22 protein-coding genes and 1 pseudogene are annotated in these 22,768 nt (G+C 69.5%); 8 read left to right on the top strand and 15 right to left on the bottom strand.

Features of this window, described 5'->3' with window-relative positions; translation table 11 throughout:
- Nucleotides 1-144 precede the first annotated feature (144 nt).
- From ACPPVO_RS23130 to ACPPVO_RS23120, 3 genes are all read right to left on the bottom strand, one after another.
- Complete coding sequence (locus ACPPVO_RS23130) at nt 145-729, bottom strand: hypothetical protein (protein ID WP_426513258.1); 585 nt, start codon at nt 727-729, stop codon at nt 145-147.
- Between the two features lie 81 nt (nt 730-810).
- The gene (locus ACPPVO_RS23125) at nt 811-1,038 is read right to left on the bottom strand and encodes a hypothetical protein (RefSeq protein ID WP_426513257.1); all 228 of its coding nucleotides are present in this window, start codon (nt 1,036-1,038) and stop codon (nt 811-813) included.
- Between the two features lie 278 nt (nt 1,039-1,316).
- Nucleotides 1,317-1,814 carry a hypothetical protein gene (locus ACPPVO_RS23120; protein ID WP_426513256.1) on the bottom strand — a complete coding sequence of 166 codons (498 nt, stop codon included), beginning with the start codon at nt 1,812-1,814 and terminating at the stop codon, nt 1,317-1,319.
- Nucleotides 1,815-2,293: 479 nt separating this feature from the next.
- Here ACPPVO_RS23120 and ACPPVO_RS23115 point away from each other — a divergent pair, with 479 nt between their 5' ends.
- The gene (locus ACPPVO_RS23115; RefSeq protein WP_426513255.1) at nt 2,294-2,887 is read left to right on the top strand and encodes a hypothetical protein; all 594 of its coding nucleotides are present in this window, start codon (nt 2,294-2,296) and stop codon (nt 2,885-2,887) included.
- Between the two features lie 322 nt (nt 2,888-3,209).
- Here ACPPVO_RS23115 and ACPPVO_RS23110 read toward each other — a convergent pair whose 3' ends face one another.
- The 5 genes from ACPPVO_RS23110 to ACPPVO_RS23090 form a co-directional block, all read right to left on the bottom strand.
- The gene (locus ACPPVO_RS23110) at nt 3,210-4,268 is read right to left on the bottom strand and encodes a hypothetical protein (RefSeq protein ID WP_426513254.1); all 1,059 of its coding nucleotides are present in this window, start codon (nt 4,266-4,268) and stop codon (nt 3,210-3,212) included.
- Between the two features lie 238 nt (nt 4,269-4,506).
- Nucleotides 4,507-4,896, bottom strand: a complete 390-nt coding sequence (locus ACPPVO_RS23105; RefSeq protein ID WP_426514674.1) for a polysaccharide deacetylase family protein — start codon at nt 4,894-4,896, stop codon at nt 4,507-4,509.
- A gap of 94 nt (nt 4,897-4,990) precedes the next feature.
- Nucleotides 4,991-5,305 carry a hypothetical protein gene (locus ACPPVO_RS23100; protein WP_426513253.1) on the bottom strand — a complete coding sequence of 105 codons (315 nt, stop codon included), beginning with the start codon at nt 5,303-5,305 and terminating at the stop codon, nt 4,991-4,993.
- Nucleotides 5,306-5,469: 164 nt separating this feature from the next.
- On the bottom strand, nt 5,470-6,279 hold the full coding sequence (locus tag ACPPVO_RS23095; protein WP_426513252.1) for a hypothetical protein: 810 nt from the start codon (nt 6,277-6,279) through the stop codon (nt 5,470-5,472).
- 15 nt (nt 6,280-6,294) lie between these two features.
- Nucleotides 6,295-6,786 (bottom strand): hypothetical protein, encoded by a 492-nt coding sequence (locus ACPPVO_RS23090; protein ID WP_426513251.1) that lies wholly within the window; start codon nt 6,784-6,786, stop codon nt 6,295-6,297.
- A 110-nt stretch (nt 6,787-6,896) separates the two neighbouring features.
- Here ACPPVO_RS23090 and ACPPVO_RS23085 point away from each other — a divergent pair, with 110 nt between their 5' ends.
- Entirely contained in the window at nt 6,897-7,091 is a 195-nt protein-coding gene (locus tag ACPPVO_RS23085) for a hypothetical protein (RefSeq protein ID WP_426513250.1), read from the top strand.
- 445 nt (nt 7,092-7,536) lie between these two features.
- On the opposite strand, the gene ACPPVO_RS23080 is transcribed toward ACPPVO_RS23085, so the two are convergent.
- Nucleotides 7,537-9,819, bottom strand: coding sequence for a tetratricopeptide repeat protein (locus tag ACPPVO_RS23080; protein WP_426513249.1), 2,283 nt, complete (start codon nt 9,817-9,819; stop codon nt 7,537-7,539).
- 144 nt (nt 9,820-9,963) lie between these two features.
- On the opposite strand from ACPPVO_RS23080, the gene ACPPVO_RS23075 reads away from it, so the two are divergent.
- Together ACPPVO_RS23075 and ACPPVO_RS23070 are read left to right on the top strand one after the other, a co-directional pair.
- Nucleotides 9,964-10,335 carry a hypothetical protein gene (locus tag ACPPVO_RS23075; protein ID WP_426513248.1) on the top strand — a complete coding sequence of 124 codons (372 nt, stop codon included), beginning with the start codon at nt 9,964-9,966 and terminating at the stop codon, nt 10,333-10,335.
- Between the two features lie 68 nt (nt 10,336-10,403).
- A complete protein-coding gene (locus tag ACPPVO_RS23070) occupies nt 10,404-10,742 on the top strand; it encodes a hypothetical protein (protein ID WP_426513247.1) in 339 nt (112 codons plus the stop codon).
- Between the two features lie 302 nt (nt 10,743-11,044).
- Here the strand turns inward: ACPPVO_RS23070 and ACPPVO_RS23065 are convergent, their stop codons facing one another.
- Complete coding sequence (locus ACPPVO_RS23065) at nt 11,045-11,611, bottom strand: TetR/AcrR family transcriptional regulator (RefSeq protein ID WP_426513246.1); 567 nt, start codon at nt 11,609-11,611, stop codon at nt 11,045-11,047.
- 127 nt (nt 11,612-11,738) lie between these two features.
- Between ACPPVO_RS23065 and ACPPVO_RS23060 the strand changes: the two genes are divergently transcribed.
- Nucleotides 11,739-12,326, top strand: coding sequence for an alpha/beta fold hydrolase (locus tag ACPPVO_RS23060; protein ID WP_426513245.1), 588 nt, complete (start codon nt 11,739-11,741; stop codon nt 12,324-12,326).
- A gap of 1,133 nt (nt 12,327-13,459) precedes the next feature.
- On the opposite strand, the gene ACPPVO_RS23055 is transcribed toward ACPPVO_RS23060, so the two are convergent.
- Nucleotides 13,460-13,585: a hypothetical protein gene (locus ACPPVO_RS23055; RefSeq protein ID WP_426513244.1), complete on the bottom strand. Its 126-nt coding sequence runs from the start codon at nt 13,583-13,585 to the stop codon at nt 13,460-13,462.
- 515 nt (nt 13,586-14,100) lie between these two features.
- Nucleotides 14,101-15,117: a zinc-binding dehydrogenase gene (locus tag ACPPVO_RS23050; protein ID WP_426513243.1), complete on the bottom strand. Its 1,017-nt coding sequence runs from the start codon at nt 15,115-15,117 to the stop codon at nt 14,101-14,103.
- Nucleotides 15,118-15,220: 103 nt separating this feature from the next.
- Between ACPPVO_RS23050 and ACPPVO_RS23045 the strand changes: the two genes are divergently transcribed.
- Nucleotides 15,221-15,988 carry a helix-turn-helix transcriptional regulator gene (locus tag ACPPVO_RS23045; RefSeq protein WP_426513242.1) on the top strand — a complete coding sequence of 256 codons (768 nt, stop codon included), beginning with the start codon at nt 15,221-15,223 and terminating at the stop codon, nt 15,986-15,988.
- A 56-nt stretch (nt 15,989-16,044) separates the two neighbouring features.
- On the opposite strand, the gene ACPPVO_RS23040 is transcribed toward ACPPVO_RS23045, so the two are convergent.
- On the bottom strand, nt 16,045-16,665 hold the full coding sequence (locus ACPPVO_RS23040) for a winged helix-turn-helix transcriptional regulator (protein WP_426513241.1): 621 nt from the start codon (nt 16,663-16,665) through the stop codon (nt 16,045-16,047).
- A 51-nt stretch (nt 16,666-16,716) separates the two neighbouring features.
- Here ACPPVO_RS23040 and ACPPVO_RS23035 point away from each other — a divergent pair, with 51 nt between their 5' ends.
- Both ACPPVO_RS23035 and ACPPVO_RS23030 read left to right on the top strand, forming a co-directional pair.
- The gene (locus ACPPVO_RS23035) at nt 16,717-17,394 is read left to right on the top strand and encodes an alpha/beta fold hydrolase (protein WP_426513240.1); all 678 of its coding nucleotides are present in this window, start codon (nt 16,717-16,719) and stop codon (nt 17,392-17,394) included.
- Between the two features lie 52 nt (nt 17,395-17,446).
- The gene (locus tag ACPPVO_RS23030) at nt 17,447-18,448 is read left to right on the top strand and encodes a GNAT family N-acetyltransferase (RefSeq protein WP_426513239.1); all 1,002 of its coding nucleotides are present in this window, start codon (nt 17,447-17,449) and stop codon (nt 18,446-18,448) included.
- 231 nt (nt 18,449-18,679) lie between these two features.
- On the opposite strand, the pseudogene ACPPVO_RS23025 reads toward ACPPVO_RS23030, so the two are convergent.
- Nucleotides 18,680-19,321: pseudogene (locus tag ACPPVO_RS23025) on the bottom strand (IS6 family transposase).
- A 264-nt stretch (nt 19,322-19,585) separates the two neighbouring features.
- Nucleotides 19,586-22,726 (bottom strand): ricin-type beta-trefoil lectin domain protein, encoded by a 3,141-nt coding sequence (locus ACPPVO_RS23020; RefSeq protein WP_426513238.1) that lies wholly within the window; start codon nt 22,724-22,726, stop codon nt 19,586-19,588.
- Nucleotides 22,727-22,768 lie beyond the last annotated feature (42 nt).

Below are 22,768 nucleotides of genomic sequence, written 5' to 3'. Positions count from 1 at the left end.
GACCGCGCCCAGAGGGTGCATACGACAGTCGCGCCGACTGCCGATGGTTGGTTTCCGCATCTGCCGCTGGTCGCGCGCTACGCAATGTAACCGGCAACGAGTCAAGCCGCCGCACGTCGCGCCGTAACGGGCACGTCGCCCGACTTAACCGCGGGCGGCGTAGCGGCGCAGCCAGGCGACGTACTCGGCGGAGTAAGGGTCTGCGGCCAGTTCTGCCACCAGCGCGTCCAGTTCCGGCCCGGGCCCTTCCTCGGCCAGGAACGCGGCTCGCAGGGCCGGGTTGTCCGGACCACGGGCCGACAACTCGGCCCGCAGCCGGTCCCGGTCGAGCAGCCCGCGCAGCCGTTCGACCGGCCCGGCGAGCAGCGCCTCGGCCAACAGCGCCCCGGTCGCGGCGGCGGTTGGTTCGGAGGCGGTCCAGCCCATGCTCGGCAGATCGGTCCCGGGCGGCTTGACACGGCTGAACAACAGCCCGTCGGCGGTGGTCGGCAACGCCTTCTCTCGCGACTCGGTGGCGCGGTGGACCTGCGGTGCGACGACGATGGCCGTGTTGACGTGGAAGCGGGTCTGGCTGGGCTGAATGCTCGGGACCGGCTGGAGTTCGATGAGGGCGTGGTCGCCGAGGGCGTTGGTGCGGTACCACGTGTGTGTCCGCCGCCGGAAGCCCTCCGCCGCCAACCGTGCATCGGCGGCGGCGGCGACGTTTTTGAGCGGTGATCTGCGTGCCACGGCCAAACGCTCCCAATGTCGGGTCCTCGTGTCACTGACGCAGGCCTGGGAGTGCGGCGATCGCGCTCCCGGGCCATTCCGTCACTCGCCTCCGGGGTACGCGATGGCGTGCCCGATGAACGCGACAACCATCATGACGCCGGCCAGGATGATCGTGCCGGCCGGGAAGCACTCGGTCGTCTGCCCGCAGATGCCGGGTGGCAGCTGCGAGAGTGGGTTCTGCATCGGATGCCAGAGGTCCCCCGTGGCGGGCTGCTGGCCGAGGGCCGGGGCGATAACCGGTACCGGATCGGCACGCTGCTCCACCACGCGACCATCATTTGTCCCATCGCCCGGCCGCCGACCGGCGACGAGCAGCAGTGCTGGTAGCGGTCGAATCACGATCGCGACTGTCACTCAACATCAACTGCACGGACATGCCGCCGGTCGTGCGTGCCGTCTCCGCCGAGGTTGGATACGCCGGGTAACGGACGTCGGTGCCTGGCCTATGCGCTGAACTGCTTGATGAGAGTGCACTCACGACATAAACTGCCGCTCCTACCACGGCCACGCTTCCGGCAGATGCGGAGCCGAGGACGTCCGTTACGTCACCGGCTTCCTGGGCGGACGGACGACCATACTGCTTCCAGGCCGGGGTCGGTGGCGTACTGCACGTACGGCCGCAACTCGGGAGCGTGCTCCAGGTCGCGACGCAGCGCGCCCAGATGAGCTGACCTCACCGCCAGGAACGGTTGGGCGGCGAGCAGGCCCCGAAGGTCCCCGAACCGCCAGTCCACACCCAACAGCTTCCTGACTCGTACCAGCAGCTGAACGGCATCGACCGGAACGTTGTCCACATAGACGTCGGCGGTTGGCGGCAGCTCCGGCTCCGGGTCGGGTGGCAGGGCGAAGCGGGAATGCAGCCACACCTCGAACACGGGAGCAACAACATCGAGGTCGACTTCGCCGAGACCACCCAGGTCGGCCCAGAACACCGGACCGCCGCCACCGTCGCACCTGAGGAACAATCCCCGATCGCCTTCTTGGCCGATCATGAGATAGCCCGTGAGCCACTCGCCGATCCCGTAGGTCGTGTGGCGCTCCACCAGGGATTCAGGCAGAACATGACCACCCCGTCAGAGACGACGTCATCGGTGATCGACGCCAACCACCGCTGGTAGACGGCATCCGTCCGGGAAAGCAGCTGCTCGACCATCTCCACCGCCCCCTCCTACCCGTCGTCACCCGGCGTGGGCACACCTGCCCCGGCTGGCCCGACCCGACACCCCGGAAGCCACACCGTAGCCCGGCCCCGCTGCATCCTGTCGTCGCGCTCGCTTCCGGATCTGCCGCGGGGTGCGCCGATGCTGTTCATGGCGGCGGCCGCCTTACCGTTGACCGCGCCACGTAGTGCCGACCAACGATTAACCACTCGACATACCAGTTCATGGCGATGCACTCTGCCCGCTGGTGTGCTGGACCTCGTCGTCCTCCCCGCCACGCCGACGCGAACCGCAGGCGCCGAATCGTAGTTCGTCGGCACACCGGTGTTGGCGTTCGTGGGTCGAAAAGGGAGGGATGAGGGTTGGCCGGTCTGAGCATCGTCGTGTGCCTTCCACCGGACTCGGCGGCGGACGTCGTCGCCGCGCTCGACAGGCTGATGGCGCCGTTCGAGGCGTACCAGGGCTTCGCCCCGGAGCGGGACCAGTGGGAACAGTGGTCCATCCGGGGTGGCTCCGACGGCTCCGGGTTCCGGGTCCTGCCGGGTATGGAGGACGATCCGCGCCTCATCCACGATCAGCCCCACGGGGAGCAGGGACCCCAGCCCAGCCTGGCCGATATGTGTGCGGGCGGCCCGAGAGGACTGCTCGACCTGGCCGGCCCTGTCGCCGAAGCGAAGATCGCGGCCGGGCGGCTCTGGGAGCTGTTCCACCAGCTCCGCGACGAAATGCCGGCCGTCCCGCCGCTAGAACACTTCAGGACGCTGCCGGAACACCATGTTCGGTACATGCCAGTCGGCGCAGACCCCAACGACTACCCTCTGGTGCCGAACCACAACCTGACGCCCGCGCTGGAACAGTACCGAGCGCAACCACTGATCCAACGACTCCGCGCCGCACCCTTCTTCACCGCGGGCGTGGTCCACGAGCTCCCGACATGCTGCCGTGGTTCGCGCTGACCCGCGAGGAGTACGTGGCGCAGCGGGCTGAGGATGCGGCGACAACACTGAACATCCGCAGACCGACGTAACTCACGATCGCAGACCGTACCGGAACGTCCGACCGGCCGGCCGGCTCCGAACAGCCCGTTCCACCGGGCACGCGCGTGATCGTGGCGTGGCACGGCGAGGACCCGTCGCGGCAGGTCGTCGACGAACGCCTCGACAAGATCATGGACGACCTGGTCGCCCGCTACCGCGTCGGGTAGCACGGCGATCCTAGAGCCACGGGGTCAGCTCCGCTTCGCCGTCGCGGCGCCCTCGCCCTGTCTCACCGGGCGCCTCACTGGATGACGAGCGTGCGGGTCAGCTTCCGCTCGGCCTCCTCGAAGTTCACCCCGTTCGGGTGGAGGTTCACGGTGAGCCGCTGGCCGCGCGCGCACGTGGCGTCGGAGACGACCCACGGGCTGTTCAGGATCGTCGACTCGTAGGACAGCTTGGCCACCTGGATGACGGTGAACTCCCCTGTCACCGCCAGCTTCCCCGCGGGCCCAGTGATCGTGAACAGCTGCTCGACGGTCCACGACGGCGGCTTGGGCTTGAACTGCCCCTGGTAGCTGTAGTTGGTGCGGATCCGCAGCCAGCAGTGGCCCTGCGGCGCCTGCCCGCGGCCGTCCAGATACGGCACCAGCTCGGCGTCCACGCCTGCGTTGAGCATGACGTCGCTGCCCACGAATCCGACGAAGCCGACCGAGCCCTTCGCCACTGGCTGATACTCGGCGACGGTGCCGCCGGCCTTCGCCGTGCGCAGGTCCAGCGTCTGCGTCTGCCCGGCGTCGGTGACCTCGAGCACTACGCCGGCGCCCCGGTCGACGAGCACGACCAGCAGCTCGCTCGGGTCGAGCACCTCGCGGTCGACGGAGAACGCGCGCCCGCCCAGGCGCAGCATGGTGGAGTCCGGCGCGCCGGATGTCGTTTCCCCGCCGCAGGAGGTGAAGACCGAGTGGACGACGACGAACTCCTTGCCGTCCGGGGCCCGCACCGGATAGTCGAGCTCGCGCAGCGCGGTGCGCAGGTGGATGCCGATCGTGTGGTCCGCGTCGAACTGCGGCATCGCCCCGGTCCGGTCGATCTGCAGACCGTAGTGCGGGCCGCAGATGGCGCCGGTGCCCTGCGGCACCGGCTGCAGCGGCAGGCGGAGCTGGTCGACGGTGAAGCTGCTCTGGACCGTGAAGACCCGCAGCGGCACGACGTCCGGCGCGGCCGGCGATGCGGCGGCCGGCGAGCCGGAGCCGTCCCGCGAGGCGCCGCCGTCCGGCGCGGCGCCGGACCCCGAACCGCACGCGGACAGCCCGAAGAGCACCAGCACGGCCCCGGCCAGGGCACGGTCCCAGCGACGCACGTCGTTTCCTCTCCCCCGTCGCAGGGAGTTGTAGCACATCCGCGCGGCGTCGTGAGGACCCGGAGCCGCGGTATCCGGTCGTGCCGTAGTCCGGGCGCCGCCGACAAGCCCGGGACCAGCCACGACCGTCGCCGACGTCTCGTCAAACCGGCGGCGCCTGCAGCGGAGTCGGGCGTATCACGGCGACCGGCCAACCGCAGTGCAGTCCGGCGATCCCGGCAACCGCGCGGCCGGCGCGTCAGGTTGGCAGCGCGACGAGCGTGAAGTACCGCTTGAGGAACGGCACCAGTGTCTGATACGCCACGATGGTGTCCGGCTGCACGTTGTCGTGCGACAGGATGATCGATCCCTGCCGCACCTGCTGCTTCACCTCGGCGATCACCCGCGCGATGTGGGCGGCGTCGCTGGCGTCGTTCTTGTGGTTCCAGTCCTGCGGGTCGACGTCCCAATAGATCGGGGCCATGCCCATCGACTGTGCCTTCGCCACGAGATCGGCCGTGAAGTTGCCGCCCGGAGCGCGGAAATACTTGATCGGCACGTCGTTGCCGACCGCGGCGTGGATCATCTCGTTGGTGTGCTGGAGGTCCCAGTCGACATAGGTCTCGTCCCGCTGAGCGAGGTCCGTCAGATGCTGCCATGTCCGCCCAACCGCACACCGCAGGACCCCGGATCACGTGTCCCGCAGACCCAATAGCCGCCAACCGGCCGAGCGCCATCAGCGGCTACTTGCGCGCACCCATCGTCACCACGATGACGGCCAGCGCCTTGTCCAGCGGCGCCTCGCCGTGCGGCGGGGTGGTTCCCTGGTCTCCAGCACGACGGTCCGGGGCAGCCGGCTCGTCCAGTCCGCCAGCGTCGCCGGCAGCTGCGACGCGGCGCAGCCGCCCGGGCAGACCTCCACGCCGCTGGGCAGCGGATCGGGATTCGGCGCCGGGGCGCGCCGCGTCGGCGGCCTCCCGTTCGGCGGTCGTCCGGTTGGCCGAGCGCAGGTCGAGGCCGATGTAGACGGCCGCGCCGACGAGCACCGCCGCGGCCACGGCGGCCGAGACGATCAGGATTCGTCACGACCGGCGGCTCCGGCAGCGGGTCGTCGTCGTCGTCCTCGATTACATCCCCGTGAATGTCAGACATGGCGGTGTTGTTACCACAATCCGACCGGCGGTGCCCGCACGAGGATGCGGGCGCCGCCGGGCCGGGATCGTCAGTTGTTGAAGAAGCCGTACACGGTGGCCGGCGCCTCGATCACGGCGTTGCCCGTGGGCTTGGCCGGCACCGTGGCGGAGCCGTACTGAGTCACGGTCAGCTTCAGCTGGTGCGCCTTCTTGTCGCCCGCGGCCGGCACGTCGATGAGCAGTTCGGCGAGGCGCCCCTGCGCGTCGAGGGTCGCGGTGAACGGCACGCTGGCCGCCTTGTTCGCCAGCGCCTTGATGACGTCCTCGTCGGTCATCGGCGAACCCGCACCCTTGGCGAGGTCGAGCGTGCCCTTGTACTTGCGGTCGCCGGCCGCCTGCACCGACTGCGCGCTCTGCAGCAGCGCCTTGAGGTCGAGCATATCGGTCTCGTCGGCCGACAGGCCCAGGCTCTCGGCGTCCTTGACCTTCGAGCGGTCGAGGTGCATCCACGTCTTGCCGTTCCCCTGCGCCACGCCATAGATCTCGGCCATCGCGCCCAGGTCCAGCTTCACGTAGGCGTCCGGCTCGATCAGCAGCACCTCCATCGTGATACTGAAGCCCTGACCGGAGCCGCCGATCTTCAGGTACGCCTGCTTCTTGGGCGTGTCGATCGCGGCCTGCCCGGTGCTGTCCAGGCCGGCGAAGTCCACCGAGTACACGCCCTTCTCGTACTCCGCCAGCGCGCCGGCCAGCACGTCCTTGGGCTCGGGGGCCTTGGAGCTGGCCGCGGCGGCGCCGGGCGTGGCGGCGCCGTCGTTCTTGTCGGCGCAGGCGCCGGCCCCGAAAATCACGGAGGCCGCGACGATCAGCGTCGCGGCCCGTCCGAATGCATGCTTCATTGAGTTGTTCCTCCTTCATTGAGTTCTTCCTCGAAGGGGATTTGGCCAGCAGATCGTACTGCGCCGGCGGGCATCGCCGCCGCCCCGCTGCCGACCCCCCACACCCTGGACGCCGGCGCGGCCCGATTCCTCGGCTACGAGATCACCACGCAGCACAACGGCCTCAGCGACCTGAACGAGGCAATCGAGAACAACTAAGGGATCTCCGGGCCGGCCGCCCGGCGGCTCATCGACGCAGCAGCCCGCGAGCACCACCGCTACGGCGGCATCATCACCACCCACCGCCAAGCCCGAGCCCTGCTCGACGACCCCGGGCTCACCGTCTTCGAGAACAAGCGGGCCTTCCTGCTCTGCAACTACGCCCGCGACAAGGCGCTCTGCCACACCGGCCGAGCCAAGACCGACACCCCGATCCTGGACCGCTGCCAGTCCCACTGCGCCAACATCGCCCGCACCGACCACCATGCCGCCCAAATGCTCCAGCACGCCAAACAGCAACAAGCCCACGCGTGCGCCATCCCGACCCCGCTGGCCGACCGCCTCCGCGCCGAAGCTGACGCGCTCACCGCTCGAGCCCAACAGCACTTCGATGACCGGATCAACGACAGGACAGCCCCATGACGAGCGAGCACATCGACGAACGCAACGCGATCAAGGCCGCAGCCTCCAGGCTCCTGGCAGGCACACCACTTCGGTCGAACGGTGCGCTGACGGTCGTCGCCCTCGCCGACGAGGCCGGCGTCAAGAGGCACGTTCTCACTCGTCGCCACACCGACCTCAAAGGGCGCTGTTGCATTGAGCGATCGTGTTGATCGAGCACCGGAAATTCTTCGCCTCGAGGTCCGCCTGGAGGCTGGCGGTCGCCGGGTAGGACCCCTGCAGCTGTCCGTTATGCGCCGTTTCGTAATCGAGACGGCCAGCATCAAGGAACACGAGCGTGGACCCCTACCGAAGTTCTTGCGGCAGGGAATCTTGACGATGGCTCAATGCAACAGCGCCCTCTGGACCGTGGCTCCCTGGCCTGCATCGTCCGCGGGTAGTTGCGGTCTTGCCTCCGGTGGGACCTCTGGCTCCGGGGGTCGCTGCGCTCCGGTGGGCGGGCATGCTGAGCAAGTTCGTGGGCGCGGAAAGCCGCCCCGCATGGAAACCGGCTCCGGCGCTGACGCGCCGGAGCCGCAAGCCATGCGAGCGGCACACCGCGCCGGGGGATGTGCCAGCAGCGGCGCCGAGCACGGCACAGCCGCCGCCCGGCCTGGCTTATGAGCCCAAGGCTGCGTGCAGATTGGCTGACACTTTCTGGGTCAGGTGGTGCTGCTCACCCAGCACCCGCCGGCAGTCGGTGAGGGCCTGCTCGTACAGCGGGATCGCCCGGCCCAGGTCCCCGGCCGACTTGTAGGCGCCGGCGAGGTTGTTCACCGAGATCAGCGTGGACGGGTGCTCGTCGCCCAGCACCCGCCGCCGATCGGTCAGGGCCTGCTCGAACAGCGGGATCGCCCGGCCCAGGTCCCCGGCCGCCAGGTATGCGCTGGCGAGGTTGTGCACCGAGTCCAGCGTGGACGGGTGCTCGTCGCCCAGCACCCGCCGCCGATCGGCGAGGGCCTGCTCGTGCAGCGGGATCGCGCGGTCCGGATCCCCGGCCGACTGGTAGGCGTTGGCGAGGTTGTGCACCGAGTCCAGCGTGGACGGGTGATCGTCGCCCAGCACCCGCCGACGGTCGGTCAGGGTCTGCTCGAACAGCGGGATCGCCCGGCCCAGGTCCCCGGCCGACTCGTAGGCGCCGGCGAGGTTGTTCACCGAGTCCAGCGTGTCCGGGTGCTCTTCGCCCAGCACCCGCCGCCGATCGGTCAGGGCCTGCTCGAACAGTGGGATCGCCCTGTCCAGGTCCCTGGCCGCCAGGTATGCGCTGGCGAGGTTGTTCACGGAGGTCAGGGTGTCCGGGTGCTCGTCGCTCAGCACTCGCCGCCGATCGGTGAGGGCCTGCTCGAACAGCGGGGTCGCCCGGCCCAGATCCCCGGCCGCCAGGTATGCGTAGGCGAGGTTGTTCACCGAGATCAGCGTGGACGGGTGCTCGTCGCCCAGCACCCGCCGCCGATCGGCGAGGGCCTGCTCGAACAGCGGGGTCGCCCGGCCCAGATCCCCGGCCGACTGGTAGGAGTAGGCGAGGTTGTGCACCGAGTCCAGCGTGTCCGGGTGCTCGTCGCCCAGCACCCGCCGCCGATCGGTGAGGGCCTGCTCGAACAGCGGGATCGCCCGGCCCAGGTCCCCGGCCGACTTGTAGGCGCTGGCGAGGTTGTTCACCGAGATCAGCGTGGACGGGTGCTCGTCGCCCAGCACCCGCCGCTGATCGGTCAGGGCCTGCTCGAACAGCGGGATCGCCCGGCCCAGATCCCCGGCCGATTCGTAGGCGCTGGCGAGGTTGTTCACCGAGATCAGCGTGGACGGGTGCTCGTCGCCCAGCACCCGCCGCTGATCGGTCAGGGCCTGCTCGAACAGCGGGATCGCCCGGCCCAGATCCCCGGCCGACTGGTAGGCGTAGGCGAGGTTGTTCACCGAGATCAGCGTGGACGGGTGCTCGTCGCCCAGCACCCGCCGACAGTCGGCGAGGCCCTGCTCGTGCAGCGGGATCGCCCGGCCCAGGTCCCCGGCCGACTGGTAGGCGCTGGCGAGGTTGTTCACCGAGATCAGCGTGTCCGGGTGCTCATCGCCCAGCACCCGCCGCCGATCGGTCAGGGCCTGCTCGAACAGCGGGATCGCCCGGCCCAGGTCCCCGGCCGACCGGTAGGCGCCGGCGAGGCTGTTCACCGCGGCCAGCGTAGACGGGTGCTCATCGCCCAGCACCCGCCGACAGTCGGCGAGAGCCTGCTCATACAGCGGGATCGCCCGGCCCAGGTCCCCGGCCGACTCGTAGGCGCCGGCGAGGCTGTGCACCGAGATCAGCGTGTCCGGGTGCTCATCGCCCAGCACCCGCCGCCGACCGGTGAGAGCCTGCTCGAACAGCGGGATCGCCCGGCCCAGGTCCCCGGCCGACTCGTAGGCGTAGGCGAGGTTGTTCACCGCGGCCAGCGTGGACGGGTGATCGTCGCCCAGCACCCGCCGACAGTCGGTGAGAGCCTGCTCGAACAGCGGGATCGCCCGGCCCGGATCCCCGGCCGCCCGGTAGGCGTAGGCGAGGTTGTTCACCTCGGTCAGCGTGTCCGGGTCATCGTCGCCCAGCACCCGCCGCCGATCGGTGAGAGCCTGCTCGAACAGCGGGATCGCCCGACCAAGATCCCCGGCCGCCAGGTAGACCCTGGCGAGATTGTGCACCGAGGTCAGCGTTTCCGGGTGATCGTCGCCCACCACCCGCCGGCAGCCGGTCATAACCTGCTCGAACAGCGGGATCGCCCGGCCCAGATCCCCGGCCTCCAGGTAGGCGCCGGCGAGATTGTTCACCGCGATCAGCGTTTCCGGGTGATCGTCGCCCAGCACCCGCCGCCGGTCGGTCAGGGCCTGCTCGTACAGCGGGATCGCCCGGCCCGGATCCCCGTCCGGCACCGCCACCAACGACTCCGACCCAGCCGGCCGCCCTGAACGTTGCCGATCACGCCGCTGCGACCACCAACTCATCGACGCTGAACATTCGTCGCGTCGTCATCCAGCACAGCCGCGACCACCAACCCCACGGCCACGATCCCACCGACCCCAGTGACTATCCCCCGTCGTACTCGCATAACTGCATCATCGACCACACCAGCAGCCATCGACATCCACCGAACCACCACCAGCCGACGACAATCAACCCAGCCGTTCCGGCACGCAACCGCCACAGCCGGCCTCATCGACCTCATCACGCGCGACGAGAACATCCGATGGCTCTTCTCCACTGACATCGACAACACTCAGGGGGGCACGCTTGCCGCCGTGCTCGCGGAGTCGATGACCATCCCGGACGTCGAACGCGAAGCGCTTCAACGTCGGAGCCACGCCGTCATCGGAGCGAGCAGCAAGGGCGAAATCACCGGCACGACACCTACGAAGCCGACTGGATCCGAGGCGACGACAGGCATTGCCGAGTAGGCCTCGAACCCCATTGACTAGGAGCTGCCCCGACTGCACGTACCGCGCCTGGTGACGTGCAGGCGGGCATGCTCGACACGCTGACCGTCTCCGACAAGATCACGGTGGTGGCGGCGTTGGGCGACGCCCATGGTGGCCGGGGACCCGCCGCGCTGCGCAGTCTTCTCGCAGTGCTACAGCGCTCCGTCGACCTGCGGTGCGCCGCACTGCTGGCGCTGGCCAAGCGGGAAGGAGCGGCGGCATCCGACGTGCTTGCCGCCCACCTGACCCAGGTCCCAGCGAGGGTGCGTGACTACGCGGTCATTGCCCTCGCCGGCGTCGGCGACGGCCGGGCCTGGGCCCAGGTCCGCACGATCCTGCGCCGCCAAACGACCGGCCTCCTCCTACCTCTCAGCCCCGGCACCTGACGCCTGGACTCAAACAGTTCGAGGTGTTGGTCACCGTGACGTACCTGGTCCGCCAGATCCGGGCCTCGCCTACGGACCGACTCCCGGAGTTGGCCGGCACCCTCGACGCCGCACGCCCCGCCCACGGAGCGTGGCGATTGTCAGCGATCATCGGTTACCCACCGCGCATGCTCTGCGGCAGAAGCGGGCATGTGACCTTGGTGGCCCGGCGCGCTGATGGTGCCGGCTTCTTCCCGCTGACCCTGCGGTTCCGAGTGCCGGGGTGAGGCGGACGTCGCTATGGACCGAGCGCTGCAGGCCGTTCAGGACGGCGATTGTCGGTGTAGTCCATGCAGAAGTTGATGAACGTGGCCGACAGCGTCGACCGGATCGATAGGCGCGTGCCGGACCAGCAGCCGATACCAGAAGGGGCCAAAGATCAGGTCGATCGCGTGAGTGACATCTACGTCGGGGGCGAGTTCGCCATGGTCAATTGCGCGGGTGAACACGGTGGCCAGGATGTCGCGGCGAGTTTGTACCCAGGCTTGGAACGCCTCGGCGAAGACGGGGTCCAGTTGGGCTTCAGCCATCAGTCCGCGCAGTGCCCGCATGCGGGTGGGGTACTCCGCAACGCCGTACAGCGCGGTGACGAAAGCGGTCAGGTCGCGGGTCAGGTCGCCCGTGTCGGGGGCGGGCATTCGCTCGGCGACGAGGTGTCCGTATGCCTCCATCACTAGGTGCGCCTTGTTCGACCACCACCGGTAGATGGTGCTCTTAGCCACTCCGGATTGAGCGGCGACCCCTTCGACGGTGACGGCGGCGTATCCGCGTTCTTCCAGGATCTGCACGGCTGCGCGCAGTGCGGCGTCGTGCGCGTCCTGGCTACGCACGGGGCCCCCGCCGCGCCGTGGACGGTCAGCGCTGGTTGTCGAAGGGCGCCTGGGCATGGACGTCACCGTAGCAGTCTGTTACGGTCGCGCTAATCGAAACGATACGTAGCGTTTGAATCGGGGTTAGGTGAGTACCGTCGTCATCTCGCACGGCTATGGAGCCGACTACAACAGCGTCTGGTTCCCGTACGCCCGCAAGGCGCTGGAAGCGAAAGGCCACCGCGTCCACATCCCCAACCTGCCGGACAGCAACGCACCGGAACTCGGCCCGTGGCGCGCGGCCCTCCGTAAGCTGACAACCGACACCAACCCGGCCGACACGGTCCTGGTCGGACACAGCGTCGGCGGCATCAATGTCCTGCGCCTGCTACAAGGCCACGACGTCGGCGCCTCCGGCCCCTTCGCCGGCGCAGTCCTGGTGGCAACCCCCGCGCGGATACCGGCCGGGTACGAATCTCTTGCCGGATTCTTCGCGGAGCCATTCGACTGGCCCCGCCTTCGGCGGGCCGCCCGCGAATACCGCATCCTCACCGCCGCGGACGACCCGGTCCTACAGCCGGATCCCGCCCAGCACGTCAAGGAACTCGTCGTCGGATTGCAAGCAACCGCCACCCTCACGGCCACAGGTGCGCACTATGGCGCGACACCCGACGATCACATCGACCTGCCCGAGGCCATACGACTCGTACTCGACTGCCTCCCAGCAGCCCGGTGAGCCGGCATCATGAACACGCCGACGACAAGACGACAGACGACACTAGGGCAATCAACGCCGCGACCGGCTGGAAGACCTGGGTGCTCACCAGCTTCGCCATCTACCCAGTCATCACCACACTCGCGCTCGGCACCTCCCCCGGTTCTGGGCCGCTTACCCTTGCCGGCCAGACTGGCGCTCTTGATCCCCACCACCGTCGCGATCACACAATGCCTACTCATGCCCTACCTACGCCGGCGGCTCGAGCACTGGCTGACCCGGCCTTAACGCGCCCGCGCCCCGGCCGAACAGACACGTCCATGGGCCGACAGCGACCTCTCTCATCGCTGTCGGTCCAGGACCGAACGATCTGAGATTCCCCTACTGGGCATCCGCACATCGGCAGATCAGGATGCTGAGCGGCCGCCGAGTAGCGGCGTTGCCGTTACTCGGCGTTACCGCCAACCGATAACCGGTGATCTGGCCATCCTCCGAGGCTGGAGGGGACCGGACCCGGTCGTGGGTGTCGAGGGCCTGGCTCTGTGCCTCGAGTGTTCGGCCGGTGCGATGAGCCGATCGCCTCGCTCGGCGGGTTCCCTGGGCTGGCGCGGCACCGTTGACCCCAAACATGGCAAGATCACCGGGCGTGCGGCGGGAAATGATCTTCTCGTCGAGGCATGGAATCCGACCGAGGTCAGAAGCCCGGACAACGCTGCTGAAGAGCGGTTCGACCGCCCGCGTCGCCGTCCAAGATCCAGACCAGTCGGCACGGGCCAGCGCTCACCGGCACGGGCCGGTCTGGACCCATCCGAAACAGCCGATCACTTTCGGAACACATCAGGTCCACAGTGGACAAACGAAGAGAGGCGGTTGATCTACGTTTCCGCAGCTCAACCGCCTCTTGATGTTGCGCGCCCGAAGGGACTCGAACCCCTAACCTTCTGATCCGTAGTCAGATGCCTTCGAAAAGTTATAACCCCTGGTAAACACGGGTCCCAGCGTGTCGTTACGGACGGTTTTGTGCTCCGGAAGTGCACATCCGTAGCCGCTGGTCTACGCGAGGCGCGGCGGCGAAGCATCATTCCTGACGGTGATGGCCAAGACAGACGTGCCGGTTCTGTTCGGTTGATGCTCGCGGCGTGCGCGACATCCGATCACCGCAGGAACACATTGCGATCACGGTGGACGCCCGCGCCGGCGGCGAACTGCAGACCGTCGTCGGTGATCGTGGCCCAACGCTCGCCCATGGCAAACCGGACCGCCTGCGCGGCAAGGACCAACCCGCCACGCTGGTCATCCAGGGCTGCGATCTCGGGGCCGGCACGGCGCCTCCGTCGACAACGCGGTCCAATGCCCGCACGGACGGTAGTAGCACAGAACGATGGGCAAGCCGTGGCGGATGCCGTGGCGACGTGCGCGGACCCATCTCCGGGCCAAGCAACCGGAGCGAAGCTACCACCCGGTATTCACCCGAAGGCGCTGTTGCATTGAGCCATCGTCAAGATCCCCTGCGCAAGAACTTCGGTAGGGGTCCACGCTCGTGTTCCTTGATGCTGGCCGTCGCGATAACGAAACGGCGCATAACCGGACAGCTGCAGGGGTGCTACCCGGCGAGCGCCAGCCTCCAGGCGGACCTCGCGGCGAAGAATTTCCGATGCTCGATCAACACGATCGCTCAATGCAACAGCGCCCTGCAGCAGGTGTCCGCGGCGGAGCATCTATGGGTAGGGGTGCTGGCGTCGTCGAGCAGACCCCGTTGCTGGTGCCCGTCGCCCTGGCCGGGTCCGTGCCACGATCAAGGAACGAGGGCCACGAACCCGAGGCCCGTCGTCCGCTCCGCGAGCTCGAGCGCGGCGGCCGGGTCGTCGAGGCCGGCCGCCACCAGCTCGACCGAGGAGAGGTCCAGCAGCCCGGAGCGGACCAGGTTCCAGACCGTGCCGACCGTCGCCTGGTCGCTCATCCAGGAGCCGCGCACGGTGAGCCGGCGGCGCATCAGGTCGCCGTACGGGACGGTGAGTTCCTGCCGTACGCCACCGATGAGCACGAGGGTGCCGCGCCCGCGCAAGGCGTCGTAGGCGGCCATGGTCGCGTCCGCCGTCGGCGTGGCCCCGAGGGCGTCCAGGGCCACGTCCACCGGGCCGATGCCCGCGGCATCCGTCGCCCGGTCGCCGGTCAGCCGGTGTGTGCGCACCCGGAGCCCGAGCCCCGCCAACCGATCGAGGGTTTCCTGGTTGCGCCCCACCGCCGTCACCGAAGCCGCGCCTTCGGCCAGCGCCACCAGGACCGCCGCGCCGCCCAGCTGGCCCGTCGCCCCGATCACGGCGACGTCGCGGCCCGCGAGCGGGCCCGCGGTGTGCAGGCCGGCGGCGGCGATGCAAAGCCACGGCAGGAACGCCAGCCGGGCCGGGTCCGGATAGGTGTCTGCCCCGGGCAGCTTGACGATGGTCTCCTTGGCGCAGAGCGCCCGCTCGGCGAAGACGCCGTTGCGCCAGACCCCGCGCATCCGATCGGTACGCCCGCTGCCGGCGCCGGAGCCGCCCAGGCCGACCCACCCAACCAGGATCTCGTCGCCGTCGCCCGCGTCGAGCAGCGCGGTGTCCACCACGATGTCGCCCGGGGCGACGTGGAATACGTCGGCCGCGACCTCGGTCACGCGCCCGACACAGGAGGGGCCCAGGATCAGGGGCACGGGCAGGGCGCCGCGATTACCGGTCACGACCATTCGTGTGTACCCCGGCAGATGCGCGGCGAGCACCTCCACGATCACGCCACCGCCCTGCAGCGCCGGCGGAGGAATATCGCGGAGCCGCACGCCATCGTCTGGTGAGGCAACAGTCCAAGCACGCATGCGGCAACCCTTTCGCGCCGATAGCCTGGTATCCAGAGCCGGTTTATTCTGGTACTGGAGGTGCTAGGTGAGCACGGAGCTGGGCGCGTTCCTGCGCAGCCGGCGGGAGCGGATCACCCCGGCCGACGCGGGCCTGCCGGCTACCGGGCGCCGCCGCACACCGGGCCTGCGCCGCGAGGAGCTGGCCCTGCTGACCGGGATCAGCGCCACCTGGCTCACTTACCTCGAGCAGGGCCGCGACGTCAACCCGTCCGGCCAGGTGCTCGACGCCCTAGCCCGGGCGCTGCGGCTGACCGATGCCGAGCACGAGCACCTGCGCCGCCTCGCCGGTGCGAGTGCGACGCCGGACCAGGACGACGCTGAGGAGGTCGCGGCCGAGGTTGCGGGTGTACCGGCATTGCTGGGCGACAATCCCGCGTACGTCACCGGCATCTGTTACGACGTCCTGGTGGCGAACGACGCCGCGGCGGAACTGTTCCGCGGCATCGCACCGGGCGGCAACGTCGTGCGCTGGATGCTGACCGAGCCCGCCGCTCGCGAGGTGCTGGTCGACTGGGAGCAGGAGGCGCGCAACCTCCTGGCCCGGCTGCGGGCGATCGCCGGACGGCATCCCGGCCACCCGCGCGTGACCCGGCTCGTGGCCGACCTGACCGAGGCCAGCCCCGAGGTCCGCGCGTGGTGGCCCCGGTACGACATCCAGTTCAGCCACGCCGGCCGCAAGCGGCTCCGGCATCCGCGGCTGGGCACGATCACCGTGTCGCACGCGGCGTTCCACGTCGCCGAACGCCCCGGGCAGACGCTGGTGGTCTATCACCTGCCAACGGCCGGCGCGTAATGTCTCCGCCCCGGCTCGTGCGGACGATCAGGCGTCCAGAGGCAGGCAAACACAGCTCAGCCGGCTGCGGGGCGGGGGAACAGCCGCAGGAACGTCGCCGCCGCGGACGGGTCGCCGCCGACCTCGCCGTCGTCGAGTGCGGCGCCGGTGAAGAGCGCCGCCCGCAGCCGTGACGCTGTAGTGCTGATCGTCGCGTCGGCCTCCGCGGCGCTACGCCGGGCAATGTCCAGCCGCCCGGCGCGCACCACGGCGGTGAGCTCGTCGCCGTCGACCGTGAGGGCGATCGTGAGCTCGCCGTCGTGGCCGGAGTACGTGCTGCGCATCGCCATGACGAGGGCGTCGACGCTGAGCTGCTCGGCGGACGTGAGCGGGCGGCGGCTGCCCCAGTTCGACAGGGCCAGCAGGACCGGGTCCAGCGCCCGGCCCTGCTCGGTCAGCTCGTAGACGGCCGCGCCCACCGGCGGGCCGAGCCGCCGCCGGGCCAGCACGCCGGCGTCCTCGAGCTCACCGAGGCGCTGGGTGAGCACGCTCTGGCTGGCCCCGGGCAGGCCGCGGCGCAGGTCGCTGAAGCGCTTCGGGCCGAGCATCAGCTCGCGCACGATGAGCAGCGCCCAGCGCTCCCCCACCAGGTTGAGCGCGCGGGCGATGCCGCACGGATCGTCGTAGGCGCGTCGCATCCGGCCATCATACGGTACACATCTCGCACTGTCCGGTGCTAGATTCGCACCATGACCACCTACGCCCTGATCCCCGGCGCCGGCGGCGACGCCTGGTACTGGCACCGCGTCCAGCCCATCCTCGAGGCCGCCGGACACCGGGCCGTCGCGGCCGAGATCCCCGGCGACGACCCGGCGGCCGGCTGGGAGGAGTACGCGAAGGCCGTGACCGACGCGATCCCCCCGAGCCCGGGGGACCTGGTGGTCGTCGGGCAGTCAATGGGGGGTTTCACCGCTCCGGTCGTGGCCGAGCGCCTCGGCGCCCGGCACATCGTGCTGCTCAACGCGATGATCCCGCGGCCCGGCGAGACCGGCGGCGCCTGGTGGGACAACGTCGGCCAGGGCGACGCGGCCCGCGCCTACGCCGTCGAACAGGGCCGCGACCCCGACGCCGAGTTCGATCTGCGGACAGCGTTCTTCCACGACGTACCCGAGGACGTCACCGAGCAGGCCATGACCGGCGGCAAGCAGCAGGCCGACACACCGTTCGGCCAGCCCTGGCTGCTGGACGCGTGGCCGGACGTCCCGACCACGGTGCTCGCCGGCGCCGACGACCGCCTGTTCCCCGCGGGCTTCCAGGCGCGGGTGGCCCGCGAGCGGCTGGAACTGCCGGCGACGGTACTGCCGGGCGGGCACCTGATCGCGCTGAGCCGCCCTGACGCCGTGGCCTCCGCGCTACTCGCGGTCTAGCGAAGGCCGTTTTCTTTGACATGTCACCAAAATCGCGACTACGCTCGTTGACATGTCAACGAGGCCGCTCCGGGTGTTGGTTCTGACGTGCAACACCCGGAGGGCCGAAGCGCTTGCCGGACGTGCAGCACAGCTCGGCGTCGAACTCGTACCGGCAAGGCCCACCTCGTCCGCCGTCGACCGGAGTGCGCTCGCCGGCACAGCTGACGGGTTCCTCGCCGTCATGCCGGAGGGCTACTGCGACCTGACGGCGATGTTGCAGCGGGCACTGGACGACGGCGACCGCGAGTGGGCGTGGAAGCCGATCGGCTTCCTCAGCCACGACACCCGCGCCAACCAGCCCACCGAGCAGGTGGCGACCGCCCTGGGCCTGGTGCCGTTGCGCGCCCCGGCCGCGATCCCCACCGGCGAAGCGCGGCACTCGTCCAGCACGGCGGATATCGCCGTGCTGGACGAGCTGGTCCGGGTGGCCCACGCCCTGCGGCCACTGCGCGAACGGACACAGCCGGGCTCGGTTACCGGCCCGGTGCCCGGGTCCTGTACGCGCCGGCTGACCCCCGACGACGCCGCCGAGGTCACCGTGCTGCAACGGTGCTGCTGGGTAGAGGAGGCCATCGCCAACGACACGCTGGCCATCCCGGCACTGCACGAATCGCTCGACGACGTCCGCCGATGGCTGGCGGACTGGCACACGACCGGCCTCTGGCTCGACGGCCGCCTGCTGGGCATGGTCCGCGGCCGCCGCGTCGACGCCGACTGGCACCTCGGCCGGCTCGCCGTCGTACCCGACCTGCGCGGCCACGGCGTCGGCCGGTGGCTGCTGCGCACGGGGGAAGCCGCCGCCGCCCCCGGCTGCCGCCGCGTCGTGCTGTTCACCGGCGCCCAGAGCCTGGCCAACATCGCTCTCTACCGCAGCACCGGATACCGGGCGCTCGAAGCAGGCGAACCGGGAATCGTCAGCCTCGCCAAAGCGCTGCGTCACCACCTGCCGGCCCACGTTCCCGGTCGCACCGGCCACCAGGATGCTCACGTTGCGCGAAGCCACGGCCAATGATGCGGCGGTGTCGCCCAGCAGGATGGACCGGATTTCGGCGCCCGCACATCGAGCATCTGTGCGGTCCTACGCGGATTCCCGATGAGGGTCGAGCGGAAGCCGGGCCGGGGCCACCGGGCCTTCGACACGAACCTTCGTACATGATCGCCGCAGGCTTTGCCTCGGCGATCACTTTGGCGCTGTTGCGTTTGCCGATCGGAGGGCGCGTTTGGGCGAGTGTGTGGCCAGTCGTCAGATGGCGGTGGCGAGCTCGGCGAACGCCGCAGCGACGCGAAGCCCGGGTGGGGCGTCATGGCCGAGTTCGTAGTGGCCACGGCGGAGGGTTCTGCATGAAGGCATGTCCGGCGATGATCGTCTGCGCGGTCCGGTCGGTGCGCAGTCCGCGCATCGGTCTGAGCCGGTGTTTCAGTTGACTGTGGTCGGCTTCGACCCGGTTGTTGGCATGGCGTTCGACGTGGTGCCACGCCGACGGGATCAGCTCGTCGAGGACGCCCGGGTACACCGGTGCCGCGTCGGTGACGACCTCGGCGGGTGTCACCTTCAATGTGGCCAGCGCCAGGTCGAAGAACCGGCGCGCCGCGGCAGCGTCCCGGCGGGTGGAGACGAGGACGTCGATGATTTGGCCATGCTGATCCACGGCCCGATAGACGTACCGCCAGACGCCACCGACCTTGACGTAGGTCTCGTCGACGAACCACCTGTCACCAGGCGAATGCCGGCAGAATCTGGCGACGTCAGCGAGCATCGGCGTGAATCGTTGTACCCACGGAAGATTGTGACGTGGTCGACCTCGACACCGCGCTCGAGCAGCAGTTCCTCGACGTCGCGGTAGGAGAGCCCGTACCGCAGGTACAGCCGGACGGCGACCACGATGACGTCCGGCGGGAACCGGAACGCAGCGAACGCTGACTGCGGCGGAGACCCACCGACGGCATGGAGACTTCACTGCTCAAGCCTGCCTCGATCATGCCGAACGGCGAATGCAACAGAGCCCGAGACGAGCGGCCGTACGGCGCGCCGGGACGCAGGAGGCGGTGTGGCGGCGCAACGCCAACCTCCGCGGCCTCGCGCACCTGCCGATCGCCCTGCACACCACGGGACCGTCGCCATTTCGGTAGGTCCCGTGGTGGTTCCACGTCAGCTGCGCAGCGACCAGCGCTGGTTGGCGCCGCCGTTGCACGTCCAGATCACGAGTTTGGTGCCGTTCGCGGTACCGGCGCCGTAGCCGTCCAGGCACTTGCCCGACTGCACACCGGTGATCGTCCCGTCGGAGTTGACGTTCCACTGCTGGTTCGGCTGGCCGTTGCAGTCCCAGATGATCGCCGCCGTGCCGTCGGCGGTGCTGCGGCCCGACGCGTCCAGGCACTTGTTGCCGTACACCAGCAACTGCTTGTTCGAGGTGTACGTCCAGCGCTGGTTCGCGTTGCCCGTACAGTCGTAGAGCTGTACCTGGGTGCCGTTGGTGGTCGTGCTGTTGGTCACGTCCACACACCGGCCCGACTGACTGCCGACGATCGTGTTACCCGATGAACCGCCGGTGCCGCTGACCGTCCACGTGAACGCGGCCGATCCGGACGCGCCGGTGCCGTCCGTGGCGGTCACGGTGACGAAGAACGACCCGCCCGCGGTCGGGGTGCCGGAGATCAGCCCGGAGGAGCTGATCGACAGCCCGGACGGCAGGCCGGTGGCCGAGTAGGTGAGGGTCTGCCCGGACGCCGAGTCGGTGGCCTGCATCTGGACGCCGCTGATGGCGGTGCCCACGCTGCCGGTCTGGGAACCCGGGTTCGCGACCGTGACCGTGTTGCCCGAGGGTGCGGGCAGGCTGTTGCCGCCCAGTCCGATGGAGACGTTGCCCAGCGCCCGGCTGGTCCGCGCCGCGGCCCCGGTGACCTGGGCGAAGGGCAGCGACGTGGTCGGCGCCGAGGGTCGCTGCACCAGGTACGTACCACCGGCGGTCACCGGCACGCGCAGCGTCGCGGCGCTGGTTGCGGCGACCACGCTCGCCCCGGTGGAGCCGTCGACCACCTCGGCCGACTGACCCGGCCACGGGTTGCGCACGGTCATCGTCTGCGTGCTGCCGGCCCGGATCGCGGCGGTGGCCAGGGTGCCGCCCTCGATCTGGACGTACACCTTGGAACCGCCGTGGATATAGACCGTTCCCGCCACGTCCCAGCCCGACGGCCAGGCCGGGGCGAAGCGCAGGGTGTCGTCGTAGTCGGTGGCGAGCGCCTCGTACAGGGTGGCGGCGACGTTGGAGACGTGTTCGATGTACGGCTCGTCCAGCGAGCCGGGGTTCCAGGCGGCCAGCCCGGATGGGTACACCTGGTAGGACTTCGTGCTGTTCACCAGGTCAACGGCAACCTCGGAGGGCAGACCCAGGCGGGCGGCCTGGACCGAGTCGTAGGTCCAGTCGGGGTTGTTGATGTACTGCCGGTGACTGTAGGTCCGTCGGGCCAGCGCGGTGAGGTCGTGCCCGTTGATCACGGTGTTGTCACCGATCACGCCGAACGGCCACACGGGTTCCAGCCCGAGGTTCTCCACATTGTGCGTCGCCGCCGTCGGTTGGTAGGAGTTGCCGATCACGTCGGTGCCGGAGGCGTCGGCCGACTGGTCGAGCAACTGGCTGTGTGAGGACTGATCGGTGCGTGCGTACGGGCGGATCTGCCCCAGCGCGGTGCGCAGCCGCGAGACCAGCGAGGAGTCGGTGCCCAGCAGGGTCGCCGCGTTGATTGTGGCGGTGAACAGCGCCTGGTCGGCCGCGAGGTCGGTGGTCGGGTCCTGGACGGCCCACTGCGTCTCGTGGGCGTTGTCCACCGAGTGCAGGTATCCGTCGGAGCCGACCGTCTGCCAGGCCAGCAGGAACGTGGCGGTCTTCTGGAGCAGCGGGTAGTACTTCTGCAGGAACGTGAGGTTGCCGGTGTCCTGGTACTGCTGCCAGATCCAGAGCGCGATCTCGGCGCCGCTGGTGATGGTCTCGGCGTTGAAGCTCGGGCTGGAGGCCACCGCGCAGGAGGCGTTGGAGTTGACGCCGCCGCCGTTGTAGTAGCCGTTGCCGTTGAACCGCATCGTCTCCGGCACGCAGGCACCCGGCTTGCCGTTCATGTTGGCGCTGGTCCACGACTCGATGGCGGGCAGGTCGTTGAGGTACATGTCGAAGATCGGCAGGTTCAGCGCGAAGTTGCCGGAGTCGAGGTTGGCCGTGATCTGGCCGCGGAGATTCCACAGCCAGTACCCCGCCGGGTACCACGCCTGATGGTCCTGGTTGAAGTTGTACAGGTCGGCCAGCCCGGCCTGGCTGCCCGGGTACTGGCCGCTGTGCATGATGCCGGCCTCGAAGTACAGATACAGGGTGTTGAGGGTCTCCATGTACTGGGCCGTGCCGTCCGACGAGCTGGCCTCGATCAGGCCGCTGTTGGCCCAGTAGCTGTTCCACCAGGCCGACTGGGACGCCAGCAGGCTCGGCGTCGAGGCGGTGGTGTCGCTGCCGATCACGGCGCTGGCGGTGGTTGTCGCGTTGCCGCCGGTCCACGACGGCGAGGCGACCACGATCCGGTAGGTGCCGTTGCTGTTCGGGTTGAGGCTGACCTGTACCTGCGTCGAGTTGACCACCGAAGCCGTGACGTTCTGCCCCCCGCCGGTGATCGCGGCCATTGCCCCGAAGTTCTGGTTGGAGTGCCCGGACTGCGAGTTGTCCGACCACGCCTGGGCCAGCGAGGCGATCGCGCCGGAGGCCGCGGCCGTCGGCGAGCGGCCGCCCCACAGGTTCAGGTTGGCCGAGATCCGGTTGCCCGGGTTGGCCCCGGTCACGTCGACGATCAGCTCGTCCTTGCCCGCGGGTACCCAGGCCTGCAAGGTCATGCCGCCCCCGGACTCGTGCAGGACGCCGTTGTACAGGTCGAGATAGCCGACGAAGTTCGAGGCCGAGGTCATCGCCGACAGCCCGCCGATGGTCACCTGGCCCGGGGAGAGCCGGTACGGCATGGTGTCGCTGCGGTTGAGCTGCGCGGAGAAGCCGTTGGCGGCCCAGGTCGCGACCCCCAACGAGCCGTTGCCCAGCGGCAGGAACTGCGTCGCGGCGGTGTTGGGCCGGCCGATCACCACGTTCGCCCGCGACACGATGCCGCCGACGTCGGTCGAGAAACCTTCGTTCTGCCAGGCGGTCGTCACCGCGGCGGCGCTCGCCGGCTGGTCGGCGTCCAGCGCCACCGCCAGCACCGGGGCGAGGCCGACGGCGACGATGGCGGCGCTGACTCTCAACAGCTTCGAACGACGGAACACAGTTCCTCCCCGGAAAGGAGCAGGCAGGGCGGGCCGATTGCG

This window comes from Dactylosporangium sp. McL0621 (assembly GCF_049995355.1).
GTDB lineage: Bacteria > Actinomycetota > Actinomycetes > Mycobacteriales > Micromonosporaceae > Dactylosporangium.
The sequence above is the reverse complement of the archived record's forward strand: the minus strand, read 5'-3'. Positions and strand labels throughout refer to the sequence as shown.

Bases quoted from the DNA above. Each gene is read 5' to 3' on its own strand.
- ACPPVO_RS23095 (WP_426513252.1), bottom strand. From the start codon at position 6,279: ATGAAGCATGCATTCGGACGGGCCGCGACGCTGATCGTCGCGGCCTCC.
- ACPPVO_RS23085 (WP_426513250.1), top strand. From the start codon at position 6,897: ATGACGAGCGAGCACATCGACGAACGCAACGCGATCAAGGCCGCAGCC.
- ACPPVO_RS23070 (WP_426513247.1), top strand. From the start codon at position 10,404: ATGCTCGACACGCTGACCGTCTCCGACAAGATCACGGTGGTGGCGGCG.
- ACPPVO_RS23040 (WP_426513241.1), bottom strand. From the start codon at position 16,665: ATGCGACGCGCCTACGACGATCCGTGCGGCATCGCCCGCGCGCTCAAC.
- ACPPVO_RS23035 (WP_426513240.1), top strand. From the start codon at position 16,717: ATGACCACCTACGCCCTGATCCCCGGCGCCGGCGGCGACGCCTGGTAC.
- ACPPVO_RS23030 (WP_426513239.1), top strand. From the start codon at position 17,447: ATGTCAACGAGGCCGCTCCGGGTGTTGGTTCTGACGTGCAACACCCGG.